The organism is Asticcacaulis sp. AC460, from assembly GCF_000495795.1.
Lineage (GTDB): Bacteria > Pseudomonadota > Alphaproteobacteria > Caulobacterales > Caulobacteraceae > Asticcacaulis.
Map to the genome: position 1 here is coordinate 36,553 of NZ_AWGD01000046.1, position 12,261 is coordinate 48,813.

The 12,261-nt window shown below is 62.3% G+C and carries 8 protein-coding genes and 1 pseudogene; 5 read left to right on the forward strand and 4 right to left on the reverse strand.

The window, feature by feature from the left end:
- Positions 1–9 precede the first annotated feature (9 nt).
- Entirely contained in the window at positions 10–1,323 is a 1,314-nt protein-coding gene (locus ABAC460_RS47315; RefSeq protein ID WP_023455926.1) for a BNR repeat-containing protein, read from the forward strand.
- Positions 1,324–1,327: 4 nt separating this feature from the next.
- On the opposite strand, the gene ABAC460_RS47320 is transcribed toward ABAC460_RS47315, so the two are convergent.
- Positions 1,328–2,161, reverse strand: a complete 834-nt coding sequence (locus tag ABAC460_RS47320; protein WP_023455927.1) for an SDR family oxidoreductase — start codon at positions 2,159–2,161, stop codon at positions 1,328–1,330.
- Between the two features lie 118 nt (positions 2,162–2,279).
- Between ABAC460_RS47320 and ABAC460_RS47325 the strand changes: the two genes are divergently transcribed.
- Positions 2,280–2,663, forward strand: a complete 384-nt coding sequence (locus ABAC460_RS47325; protein ID WP_023455928.1) for a winged helix-turn-helix transcriptional regulator — start codon at positions 2,280–2,282, stop codon at positions 2,661–2,663.
- A 60-nt stretch (positions 2,664–2,723) separates the two neighbouring features.
- Positions 2,724–3,488 (forward strand): class II glutamine amidotransferase, encoded by a 765-nt coding sequence (locus ABAC460_RS47330; protein WP_023455929.1) that lies wholly within the window; start codon positions 2,724–2,726, stop codon positions 3,486–3,488.
- Here ABAC460_RS47330 and ABAC460_RS47335 read toward each other — a convergent pair.
- The 3 genes from ABAC460_RS47335 to ABAC460_RS47345 are packed head-to-tail and all read right to left on the reverse strand — an operon-like array spanning position 3,463 to position 8,457.
- The gene (locus ABAC460_RS47335) at positions 3,463–4,209 is read right to left on the reverse strand and encodes a FadR/GntR family transcriptional regulator (protein WP_023455930.1); all 747 of its coding nucleotides are present in this window, start codon (positions 4,207–4,209) and stop codon (positions 3,463–3,465) included. The two genes, ABAC460_RS47330 and ABAC460_RS47335, sit on opposite strands and share 26 nt — an antisense overlap.
- 1 nt (position 4,210) lies before the next feature.
- Positions 4,211–6,088, reverse strand: coding sequence for an Svx/AvrXca family virulence/avirulence protein (locus ABAC460_RS47340; protein WP_023455931.1), 1,878 nt, complete (start codon positions 6,086–6,088; stop codon positions 4,211–4,213).
- The gene (locus tag ABAC460_RS47345; RefSeq protein WP_023455932.1) at positions 6,088–8,457 is read right to left on the reverse strand and encodes a glycoside hydrolase family 127 protein; all 2,370 of its coding nucleotides are present in this window, start codon (positions 8,455–8,457) and stop codon (positions 6,088–6,090) included. The genes ABAC460_RS47340 and ABAC460_RS47345 overlap by 1 nt, the downstream gene beginning before the upstream one ends.
- A gap of 410 nt (positions 8,458–8,867) precedes the next feature.
- Here ABAC460_RS47345 and ABAC460_RS47350 point away from each other — a divergent pair, with 410 nt between their 5' ends.
- Together ABAC460_RS47350 and ABAC460_RS47355 are read left to right on the forward strand one after the other, a co-directional pair.
- Positions 8,868–11,663 carry a TonB-dependent receptor gene (locus tag ABAC460_RS47350; protein ID WP_235075863.1) on the forward strand — a complete coding sequence of 932 codons (2,796 nt, stop codon included), beginning with the start codon at positions 8,868–8,870 and terminating at the stop codon, positions 11,661–11,663.
- A 76-nt stretch (positions 11,664–11,739) separates the two neighbouring features.
- Positions 11,740–12,261: pseudogene (locus ABAC460_RS47355) on the forward strand (hypothetical protein); the annotation flags it as partial.

Consider the following 12,261-nt stretch of genomic DNA (forward strand, 5'->3'; position numbering starts at 1 on the left):
ATTTGCCGAATGCGCCTTCTGGGTCTTGTCGCCGCCGCTTTCCTGCTTGCCACCTCCGTGTCGGCGCAACCGGCGCCCGAAGCCATCGACAAGGTCTGGGCCGGTCATAGCGCCCGCTTCGCCATGGTGACGACCAAGACCCACCTCTACGTCGCCTATTACGACGCCAACCGTCAGCTCACCGTCGCCCAGCGGCCGCTGAACAATCCCGCCCACTGGATCTACCATAAGCTCGATACCTGGCTGGGCTGGGACAGCCACAACTACATTGCCATGGCGGTCGATCCGGCTGGCGCGATCCATGTCGCCGGCAACATGCATGTCGATCCGCTGACCTACTTCCGCAGCGACCCATCCGGCGACATACGAACGTTACAACGCATCCCCGTCATGGTCTCGCCGGAGCGCGAGTCGCACATGACATATCCAGTTTTCATGAAGGATCCGGCGGGCCGCCTGGTCTACAAATATCGCGACGGCTCCAGCGGCCAGGGCGACGAGATCTACAACATTTACGACGACGCTTCCCGGACCTGGAAACCCCTGACCTCGGCGCCCCTGGTCGACGGCGAAGGCGAGCGCAACGCCTATTTCATGGGCCCGGTCCTGGGGGGCGACGGCTGGTTCCACATCGCCTGGGTGTGGCGTGAAACCCCGATGGCCGAAACCAACCACGACCTCAGCTACGCCAGAAGCCGCGACCTGGTGACCTGGCAAAAGGCCGACGGTTCTCCCTTGCCTTTACCCATAAAATTCAAGGACGTAGAGATTGTTGATCCCGTGCCGGTCAAGGGCGGGATGATCAACAACAACACGATTATCGGCTTTGACGCTGACGGCCGGGTGACCATCACCTACCACAAGTACGACGCCGCCGGTAACACCCAGATCTGGCTGGCCCGGCGTGAAGGCAAGACCTGGAACCGCCGCCAGATCAGCGCCTGGAAGGACTATCGCTGGGATTTCGGCGGCGGCGGATCGCTGAACAGCGAAATCTTTGTCGACGGCGCTAAGCCCGGCGCGGCGGGTCAACTGATCGTGCCGGTCATGCGCCTGGGCCAGTCGCTGGAGTTCGTGCTTGACGCCAAGACCCTGAAACTAATCGAGGAACGCAAGGTCGCCAGTGTGGCGGACAAAGCCGCGACCCGCCTGGATGTCGCCGATGGTGAGCGCACCAACACGGTCCAGGCGACGGGACCGGACGGCCGGGTCTTCACCCTGGCCTGGCCGACCCTGCCACCAAACCGCGACCTGCCCCAGACGAAGATACCGGCGCCTTCGGACCTGGTGTTGTTCCAGGACATCGACGCCGGTTTCCGGTGAAGGCTTATCCCGCTACCGACGCCTTGAGGTTGTCTCTGGCCCATTGTTCCAGGCTCCGTGGCGCGTGACCCGACAGGGTTTCCACCGCATCCGTCACCCCAGCGGTCCAACCTTCGCGGACCGGATGGAAGATGATCGCCAGAAAACCGGCGTAACCTTCGCTCAGGCCCGCCTTGATCATGGCAGCCACAAACGTCTCATCATCGATCGGTTGATAGCTGATCGTGCGGCCATAATACCCTGACAGCAACTCCGCCGCCTGGCCATAGCTCACCGCCTCCGGTCCTGTCAGGGCAAAGGCTTGGCCGTCGAAACGGTCGGTCGTCAAAGCGCCTGCCGCGCTGTCGGCGATATCGCGGGCATCGACAAAGCTGCTCGCGCCATCGCCAGCCGGCACCCGGATCGCGCCGTTGAGGATATCACCCTTCCAGTAGGTCTCGAAATTATCGGCGAACCAGTTCGGCCGCAGGATAACGAAGGGCACGCCCGACCGCTCGACCGCCAGTTCGACCTGGCGCAGCGGGATATTGTCATCGGCATCCACCCCGATGGCGGTCTGCAACACGATCTTGATCTTGCGCCTGGCGGCTTCAGTAATCACCGGCGTCAGCAGCCCAACCGGATCGAGATGACCCGTCGGCGACAGCAGGTACAGCCGGTCGACACCGTCCAGAGCCGGGGCCGGATCGGCAAAATCGAAGGCGACGCTTTCCGCGCCCGCGATCGCAACGGGAGTCCGCGACGCCGCCTTGACGGTTTCGCCCTTGGCCACCAGGGCCGCTACCAGATGACGGCCGACCGTACCGGTGGCGCCGACAACAAGAATCTTTCCGCTCATGACTATCTCCATAGGTTTCTGTTGGAAATCTGCTTTCCACGAGTTAGAAGATATACATTCGCGCGTAACTGCGAAAGAATGCACTTTAAACTCAGTAGGTTACCTCAAGGAAACCGCCATGCTTCAGCGTTTTCACGATATTCCGGATGTCTTCTCGCTCAACTGTCCGACCCGGATGGTGCTGGACCGGCTGGCCGACAAATGGGCCATGCTGCTGCTGCGCCGGCTGATGGACGGGCCGACGCGCTTCAACCAGCTGCATCGCGACATCCAGGGCATTTCGCACAAGGTCCTGTCGCAAACCCTCAAAAAGCTGGAACGTGACGGCCTGATCTCGCGCCAGGCCTTTGCGACGGTGCCGGTGACGGTCGAATACCGGGCCACGCCGCTGGGCGAGACCCTGTCGGGCACGGTGGCGCAGATATCGCTGTGGGCCGAAACCAATATTACCGAAATCCTGCAAGCCCAGGACGCTTACGACACCCGCGCTGAGACCCTGTAAATTCCGGTTGCGCTGAACCCTGCGAATGCGCAAAGACAGGGTCACAAGGAGCGGCCCTAAATGTGTGAACTTCTGGCGATGAGCGCCAATGTGCCGACCGATATCCGGTTCAGCTTTTCCGCTCTGGTCCAGCGCGGCGGAGCGACGGGCGTTCACACGGACGGCTGGGGGATCACCTTCTACGAACAGAAGGGCTGCCGCAGCCTGCACGACCCCAACCCCAGCGCCCATTCGGAACTGGCCAAGTTCCTCAAGGCCTATCCGATCAAGAGCCGCCTGGTCATCGCCCATGTCCGCAAGGCCAATCGCGGCCGGGTGGCGCTGGAAAACACCCACCCCTTCATCCGCGAAATGTGGGGCCAGTACTGGAGCTTCGCCCATAACGGCCAGCTCAAGGGCATCAAGAAGCGGCCCCTGGTCCACTACCAACCCGTCGGCAGCACCGACAGCGAACATGCCTTCTGTTGGCTGCTGGACCAGATCCGCATCGCCTGTCCCAAACGGCCGTCGGACGCCAAACTGAAGCGCATCGTGTCGGAGGCCTTTGCCTCCTTGCGCGAACTCGGCGTGTTCAATGCCCTGTTGGGTGATGGCCATGCCCTTTACGCCAGCTGTTCGACCAAGCTGTGCTACATCCGCCGCGCGGCGCCCTTCGGCCGGGCGCGGCTGATCGATGAGGACCTGGAAGTCGACTTCTCCCAGGAAACCACGCCGGACGACAAGGTGATCATCGTCGCCTCGACGCCGCTGACGCGCGATGAAACCTGGACGGTGGTGCCGCCGGGTTCGACGATTGTTTTCAGGGATGGCGAGCGGGGGGACTGATCGCCGTCATGGCGTCTTCCTGGGCCAGCAACAGCAGGGTCGTCGCGGCATGGCGGGCGGCGTCGGGGTCCTGGGCGGCAATCGCGTCCAGCAACCGCTGATGATCCGGGATCGGATCGCGCGGCAGTTCCCGCTCCTGGTTCTTGAAGATGGTTGCCCACCGCGCCGCCGCGCCGATACCGTTGGCCAGCGACATGAAGGTCGCATTGCCGGTCGCTTCCAGGATCAGGGTATGGAACTGTTTATCGGCCGCCAGGCCGTCTTCGCTGGCCAAGGTGCGTTCGCGCATCACCCCCAGAGCCGCCGTCATCAAAGCCAGTTGCTGCGGCGAACGCCGGCGCGCCGCCATGCCGGCGGCGGCCGGTTCGACCACCATGCGCAGCTCGAACAGGTCACGGATTAGGTTGTCGCACACCGGCGCTGCCTGGAACATCCAGGCCAGGATATCCGGATCCAGCATGTTCCACGCCGAGCGGGCATTGACCACCGTGCCGATGCGCGGCCGGCTGATTAGCAGGCCCTTGCCGGTCAGGATGCGCGTCGCCTCACGGTAGGAGCTGCGCGAAATCCCCAAGTGCTCGGCCGATTCCATCTCGGTTGGCAGCCGCCGGCCTGGCAGATATTCCCCGGCCACGATCGCCCGGCCCAGCATATGCGCCGCATGACCATGGATAAACCGCAGGTCGGGATTGTCCTCGGGGAAACGCGTATGCTCGTTCATCTCACGGCCGCCACGTATAGGTAAACGACGTCACTTCCGGTGCTGGCGCCGTCAGATCGCCGCCCTGTTTCGGGTCATCCTGCGACGCCTGGTCGACAAAGCCGGTATAGACGCCCTTGTTGAGTTTAGGTCCACCGCGGACCTCGGCATCGCCCCAGATCTGGGCCGTACCGGACAGCTCCGTACCGGGTTCGAAGGCGCCGATACCCATGAAGGTGGTGCGAACCACGGCCTTGTCCTTAATGACCACATTGTTGTCGATGATCGACATGCCGCCGACCACGGCGTCACCCGAAATGGTACCGCTGCGGACGATGGCGTGATCCTCGATTCGGGCATGGTCCTTGACTGTGCCACCGAGCACCTGGGCATAGGGTCCGACATAGACGCTGGCATCGACCTTGGCGTCCTTGCCGACCCAGCCGCCACCATTGGGATGAACGTGGCCGTCGGCCGTCGGCTTGGCTGCGCCGGCTTCGAAGCCCTGCGGCATGGCGCCGCTGAACTGGGCCATCCACGGGAAGCGGTAGATGGAATAATAGGCCTGGTCCCACATGATCGGGTGATGCGCGGTCGGCGTGCCCACAACCACCATATAGACGGCTGTGTCGCCGACCTTCAGGTCGAAGGCCAGGTCGCCATCCGCCCCGCCCATCAGCGGGCTGTAGCGCGGCGTACCGTCAGCCTGGACCGCGACAATCCCCCAGCGCCAGTCGGACGCTGGCGCCGGCACAGAGGCCGGCTCGTTGTTAAGCCCCGTCATGGTCGCGCCGGCCGTCGTCTGGACGACGCCACGGAACCGGACGGAAACCTTGGTCGCTCCGGCATCGGGCATCAGCCGCACCAGGTTGTAGCCGTAACGCTGCGGCGCCCACAAAGCCGGTACGGCAAAGCGGCGGTTACCCAGGTCCAGCGGCTCCAACGACGTCGTGCGCAGCGGGCGGATGCCGCTCTTGTCGTCGTAGGAACCATATTTGGCGCGATAGACCGGTCCCTGGTCGTTGTCCTTGTCGTCGACATAGTCCCAGGTGACGTTACGCATCGCCCATTCGCCGAACTCGTCGTTCAGATCGGCGACCGACCACTTCTGCGTCCGCATCAGGATGGTGAAGAAGCTCTCATCCATATAGCCGGGCTCGCCGGGCTTCAGTCCCTTGGCCCAGATGGCGCTGACGGCGGCATAGCCGTACTTGTCCTTGAGATATTCGAGGAACTGCCAGTTACAGTAGCGGTCGCGCGTCGAGCCGTAATAGAGGTGCGGGAAGTTGACCAGCAACTCCGAACAATGGACCTCGCCGCGGTATTCCGGCATTTGGTGCGACATCCAGTTGGCGTGGCTTTCCCACAGCCAGCCGGTATAGACGCCGTCGCGCAGGCTACGCGTCGAGCCCTGCAGGGCGTGGGTGAATTCGTGTGACAGACCCCAGTGGTCCTTCAGCGCCGGCGGGGCGATCCACATGCCCATATCACGTTCGCCGGTCGGACCGCCGCTTAACCCAAAGCTCGGGTCCAGATTGATATTGGCCTTCTTCTTGGCTGCCGTATCGCAATAGGGTTCAGGGAAGGCGACCGGACCCATATAGAGCTTCCATACCATCTCGAGATACTCGCCGGCGGCAACGGCATCGGCGCGGTTGACGTCGCCCGCCTTCCAGCGGAAGGCGAAGTGGTCGGTCTCGTACTGCACGGCCTGTTCTTCCGGCGTACCCGAAACCACCGTCCAGGTGCCGGCAACGCAGCCGGTGGTGACCGGCGGCGTCACGGGCGGGGAGGGCGGAGGTGTCTGGGCATTGGCCGAACCGCCGCCGCCGCATGCGCTCAGGGACACGGTCAAGGCCAACAGGGACAGGGAAACACCGGTCTTCAACAGGGAACGCATCAGGCTTCGACTTTCAAAGGGGCGGCGGTGAACAGGCGCATACCGAAGATCATGCCGGTGGAGCGTTCGCCGGGTTGCAGGCGGATCAGAACTTGGGACTTCCCGGCGGTGAAACGCTCCGGCACGGGATACTCCTCGTCGAAGAATACGCCGGGCTTGGGTGCCGCCTTGTGCGTCACCGTGGTCAACTTTTCACCATCGATCAGGATGTCGTATTCGCGGCGGTCGTCGCCCCAGTAGCTCGCCTGCAATACCAGCGGACCCGGTTTGACCTTCATCGTGAAGGACATGAAGCCGCCCTGGCGCGCGTCACGACCGTTGCGGCCGCGATAGGTGCCGGGCCATGACACGTCGGATTCGAGGTTATGGTCGCGTTCGGCCTGCATCTCGCCGAGGTACATGACGTCGACCGACCGGGCGGCCAGGTCGCGCTGGCGTTCCTGTTCAGCCAGGAAGGCGGCTTCCTCGACCTTCCAGTCGGCGTCGGAGAAGGCCTTGAAATAGAGCGCGCTGCGGCGTTCGTACTGGCTGTAGAAGGGCACGAAGTCGAGCTGTCCCGGCCGGCCGATGCCGACCGTCCGATAGTGCGCCTTCGACGCATCGACCGCTTCGAACCCGGCCAGGATATTGTCGCCGACCAGGGCGGGATCGGTCGCCTTGAACGGCGTCTCGACGGGGCCGAGATCGGCCGCCAGGACCATCGGCCCGCGCAGCACGGCGACGATGCCGGGATTGTCGGAGGTGGCTTCCAGGCGCAGATCCAGCGGCAGATCCAAACCAACCTTGTCGCCGGCCTGCCAGACCCGGTCGATGACCAGGTAACCGCCGTCGCGCATCGCCTGAACCGCCTTGCCATTCAAGGTCACGGCCGCCGACTTCGCCCATCCGGGCACCCGCAGGGCCAGCTTGAACCGCGTCGGCCGGCGCAGCGACGTCACGGCCAGCTTGACGCCGCCGTCATAGGGATAGCCCGTATCCATCCGCACCGCCGCGCCCTTGGCCTTCCACTGGGCGGTCGACGGAATATAGAGATTGACGAACAGGCTGTCGGCCGATTGCCAGTAGATGGATTCGGCATGGCGGGCATGGCTTTCCATGCCGGTGCCGTGGCAGCAGGTCCAGTTGTCGACCGGATCGGAGAAGCCGCGCTCGGCGCCGGTGAACAATGGCGTCATATAGCTGAACATGCCGGTCTTCGGGTTCTGCTGGCTCAGCACATGGTTCAGATGCGCGCGCTCGAAATAGTCGAAGCGCGAGGCGTCCGGCTGCCACGCATACAGGAACCGCGTCAGACGCAGCATGTTGTAGGTGGCGCAATGTTCGCAGGTCGCCTCGGTAATGTGCTTCGAGATGGTATCGGGCTCGAAGAAATATTCCCGGTCGCCATTGCCGCCGATGACGAAGCTGTGGTGACCGGTGACCCGCTCCCAGAAGAAGGTGGCCGCCGTCTGATAGTCGGCCTTGCCGGTGATCTCAAACAACCGTGCCACACCCAGCACCTTGGGGATGTTGGTGTTGGAATGGTTGTTGGCCAGCTTGTCCTCGCGCTTGATCATCGGATCGAGGACGCGGTGGTGATGCATGCGTTCGGCCAGCTTCAGCCAGCGCGCGTCGCCGGTGCGGGTATGCAGTTCGGCGAAACTTTCATTCAACCCGCCGAATTCGCAGTTCAGCACCTGCTGGACCTGCTCGTCGTTCAATGCGCCGAACACGCCGTCGATATAGTGGCCCAAACCGGTAGCGACGACGATGCTCTTGTTCAGGCCGCAGAAGGTCTGGGCGTCGAACAGGCCGGTATACAGCTTGTGCCAGTTATAGAGCGGCACCCAGCAGCCATTGAGATCGAACCCGGCCGAGCGAATATCGCCGGCCTTGATCTCAGCGAACAGCTCCTTGCCGTCGACGACCGTGCCGTCGGGACGCTTACGGGTAAAGCCGGCGACATAGCCGTCGCCCTGGATGCCCTGGATCAGGGCCAGTTCGTCGATGACGTAGGATGCGCGCGCTTTCAAAGTCGCGTCACCGGTCTGGGCGTACATCAGCGAGATGGCCGACAGGTAGTGCCCCAGGCTGTGGCCGGCGATGGTGTCGTTTTCCCAGCCGCCGTACTTTTCGGCCTTGGGCTTCAAACCCGCACCCAGGCGGAAATTGTGCAGGAAGCGGTCGGGCTCCAGGGTCAGCAGATAGGTATGGTTGACGTCTAATGCAGTCTGGAACGGTGACGGCAGCAAGCGTACATCGCTCAGGGGAAGGGACGTCGCACGATCCCCCGATGTCTTGGCCCATACCGCAGCCGGGGCGAAGCCCAGCCCCGTGAAAGCCGCAGTGGTCGTCAGAAATTGCCGGCGATGACCCGAAAACCGTACCATGTAACGCTCCATGTTGTCGGACAATTTAGTATACAATATACAAACTTTCAACAAGGCAAAAGTTTCACATGGTGAAATATTGCGACTCACAACGGAAGCGATTGTCGCCCGCGAAAGGGGCTTGGTTGCCGTGTTTCGAAGAACGCGAGTCTTGAAATCACGTGAAACTCACGGAGTTTTCAAGGAAGTTGTTGATTTATATGATTTTTCTTATCAATGCGGTTTGAGTCTATAATGTGTCTAAATTTGCTGCAGTTGCGAATAACTTTGTTGCTGATTTGCAACATTCAATTGTCATGCTAATGAAATCGACACATAACCGTCGTATATCGTATAAAATATTTTGACGGACAGGCATTTTCATGGCCACTTGGCCACACGGTTTTTCCAAGGGGACTTGTGAGATGAAAATGAAGCGTAAGAGTATTCTGCTGACAGCGTCCGGCCTCGCCGTCGCTATGATGTGCTCGCCGGTGTTCGCCCAGGACACGGCCACCACGACGGCGGCACCGCCCGCTGATGATACGGTCGTGGTCGTCAAGGGCATCCGGAAAGCTCTGCAGACCGCCGCCGACCGCAAGCGCAAGTCGTCGCAGATCGTCGACTCAGTCGACGCCGAAGACGCCGGCAAGCTGCCGGACAACAACGTCAACGAAGCCATCGCCCGCATCACCGGCGTCCAGATCGAACGCGCCCGCGGCGAAGGCAGCGGCCTGAAGATCCGCGGCATGGAAGACGTCCAGACCACGCTGAACGGTGCGCCGAACAATACCGGCGTCGGTCGCAGCGCCTCGCTGAACGACATTCCCGCCGAGCTGCTGAAGTCGGTGCAGATCTATAAGAACCGTACCGCCGACCAGGTCGAAGGCGGCATCGCCGGCACCGTCAACGTCGATCTGCGCCGTCCGTTCGACCTGCCCAAGGGCTGGACCCTGGCCGGCAGCGTCCGTAACGTCTATGCCGATGTCGGCAGCACCGAAAGCCCCTATGCCAGCGCCCTGATCGCCAAGCGTTGGGACACCCCGATCGGTGAAATCGGCTTCCTGGCCAACCTGTCGTACCAGAAGAACAACTACAAGGAACAGTGGGTCACGTCGGAATCGCCTGACGGCTTCTGGGGCGCCCAGATCGATAGCCTGCCCGCCGCTGACAAGGGCGCCATCGCCGCCTATAAGATTCAGAACGGTATCGAAAGCGGCTCGGTCGAGCGCAACTCCTATAATGTCGCCCTGCAATGGCGCGCCACCGACAATCTCGACTTCCTGCTGGAAGCGTCGGGCTTTAATGCCGACGAAAACCGTTCTACGGACTTCCTGGAAGCCCGCCTGAAGGACAGCGTCGGCACCCTGTCGAACATCACCTACATGCCGGACGGCGTAACTCTGAAGAGCGCGACCCAGACCGATCCGAACATGGCTGACGGCGCCATCCTGCCGGTCGGTCCGTTCGCGCGCGACAACGTCATCACCACCCGCAACAGCCGCGTCAACTTTGAAGCGCACTACAACAAGGAACGCTGGACGACCAATTTCAGCGCCTATACCGACGAAAACCGCCTGGATCTCGACTGGTATCAGCAGATGCTGCGCATGGACGGCCTGGCGACCGTCAAGTACGACTTCGCCTCGGACAAAATGGCCGAGCCCGGCCCGACGCTCGCCTTCTTCGACGCCGCCGGAAATCCCCTCGATTTCAACAACATCAATAACTACTACGTCCGCGAAATCGAAAACGGCAAGGGTTACGAATACAGCAAGGAAACCGTCTTCGCCTTCGACACCACCTACCGTGTCAGCGACGACAAGCTGATCCGCAGCGTCCAGGTCGGCGCCCGCAAAAGCCATCGCGACGCCGAACGCCTGTATGGCTACCGTTATGCCGGTTTTGAAGGCGCCAAGGCGATCAAGCTGGCCAACTTCCCGGGCGGCAGCGGCCTGACCGACGTCTATGCCGATGTGCCGGGCTTCGACTCCCTGCACTGGAAGCGCCTGTCGCTGGACAGCTACCTGGCCAATTTCGACGCTATCCGCGGCCTGGCCTCCAACTCCGCCACCCTGTCCTACGGCGGCGGCGGCGCGTGGGATCCTGTGACCGGGTTCGTTCCGGCGACTCAGCAATGGTCGACCCCAGGCGTTCAGACCGAGCGCATGATGGGCACCTTTACCACGGATGAAAACACCGCAGCCCTGTTTGCCCAGGTCTTCTACGGCTTCGACGTGGCCGGCATCCCGGTTGACGGCGTCATCGGCGCCCGTCAGGTCCACACCTGGGGCACCAGCTTCTCGTACAACCGCGTCATCAACTGGATCGACAACGACAACAATCCGGCGACGCCGAATGTCATCGGCACGCCAGACCAAATCATGGTGCCTGCCCCATTTGAAGGCGATTACAAGGACTTCATGCCCAGCGCCCACGCTGTGGTGCACTTCACGCCGAAGTTGCAACTCCGCGTCGCCTACTCGCTGAACGTCCAGCGTCCGCGTTTCGATCAGGCGACGTCGTTTACCTTCCTCGACTCCGGCGCCTCGGGCATCGGTAATGGCTGGGGCGGCAATGCCGACCTGAAGGCCAACAAGGAAACCAACTGGGACACCTCGCTGGAATACTATTTCGGCCGTGGCGGTGTGGTCTCCTTCGCCGCGTATCTGAAGAAGCCCGACGGCTTCATCTATGATGCGCAGGAGCTGGAAACCATCAACGGCAAGCAATACAATGTCTGGCGTCCGCATAACGCCAGCGAAGGCACCTTCCAGGGCTACGAATTCAATGCCCAGGGCTTCTTCAGCTTCCTGCCGGGCAAATTCGCCAACCTGGGCGGCCAGTTCAACTACAGCTACAACCAAGTGGCCAAGATCGACTATCCCGGTGACGACGACAACGCCATCGGCAACTCGAAATACACCTACAACGCGATCCTGTACTACGACACCCCGCAGCTCAGCGCCCGTATCGCCTACAACTTCCGCGACCGCTATCGTGCCTGGACGCACTGGTTGCCGCAGTATTCGCCCTATGTCGAGGCCACCTCGCGCCTCGATGCCGCGGTGAACTGGACGCCGATCAAGCAACTGACCCTGTCTGTGGAAGGCACCAACCTGCTGCAGAACAACACCCAGATGACCTGGGGCGTCGACAACCTGCTGCCGCAAGGCATCCGGGTCCAGGCGCGGACCATCCAGCTCAGCGCCCGCTTCCGCTACTGAGCCGGACCTTACCTAAACCGAAGCCCCGCTGCCTGCAGCGGGGCTTTTTTATCTCACACTGAGGGAGGATGAGATGATGATACGACGACTCACAATGATCGGCCTGCTGGCCACTCTGACCGTGGCCATGCCAGCCTTTGCACAGGACGCTCCGGCCGATGCCGAGGAGGATTTCGATCCGATCGTGGTGAAGCTGACCGGCCCGGCCAATCTGCGCGACCTGGCCGACAAGGCCGGTTATGACGGCAATTCGGCGGCCGAGTACCTGTTCGAAGTGCCGGAAGGCGTGGTCATCCTGGGGGCGCCCGGCGGCCGCAGTGGCAATGTCAATGGCGGGGCTGCCATCGTTTCGGGTAAGTGGCCGGATGGCGCGGAAGTCTGGGTGGTGGTCTCGGGCCATGTCTATGGCGGCGGTGGCCGTGGCGGTAATGGCGGCGACTTGCCGGGCTCGACCGATGGCGGTCGAGGCGGCGATGCCGTGGTGGCCCAGGCGCCGATCACCGTGGTGGTCATGGAGGGCGGCTCGATCAAGGCCGGCGGCGGCGGCGGCGCAGGCGCCGAAGGCGGCCCCAGCCTGGGCGGCAGTGGCGGGGGCGGC

Excerpts from the sequence above, each read along its gene's own strand:
- ABAC460_RS47315 (WP_023455926.1), top strand. The coding sequence starts at position 10 with ATGCGCCTTCTGGGTCTTGTCGCCGCCGCTTTCCTGCTTGCCACCTCC.
- ABAC460_RS47320 (WP_023455927.1), bottom strand. The coding sequence starts at position 2,161 with ATGAGCGGAAAGATTCTTGTTGTCGGCGCCACCGGTACGGTCGGCCGT.
- ABAC460_RS47325 (WP_023455928.1), top strand. The coding sequence starts at position 2,280 with ATGCTTCAGCGTTTTCACGATATTCCGGATGTCTTCTCGCTCAACTGT.
- ABAC460_RS47330 (WP_023455929.1), top strand. The coding sequence starts at position 2,724 with ATGTGTGAACTTCTGGCGATGAGCGCCAATGTGCCGACCGATATCCGG.
- ABAC460_RS47335 (WP_023455930.1), bottom strand. The coding sequence starts at position 4,209 with ATGAACGAGCATACGCGTTTCCCCGAGGACAATCCCGACCTGCGGTTT.
- ABAC460_RS47340 (WP_023455931.1), bottom strand. The coding sequence starts at position 6,088 with ATGCGTTCCCTGTTGAAGACCGGTGTTTCCCTGTCCCTGTTGGCCTTG.
- ABAC460_RS47345 (WP_023455932.1), bottom strand. The coding sequence starts at position 8,457 with ATGGTACGGTTTTCGGGTCATCGCCGGCAATTTCTGACGACCACTGCG.
- ABAC460_RS47350 (WP_235075863.1), top strand. The coding sequence starts at position 8,868 with ATGAAGCGTAAGAGTATTCTGCTGACAGCGTCCGGCCTCGCCGTCGCT.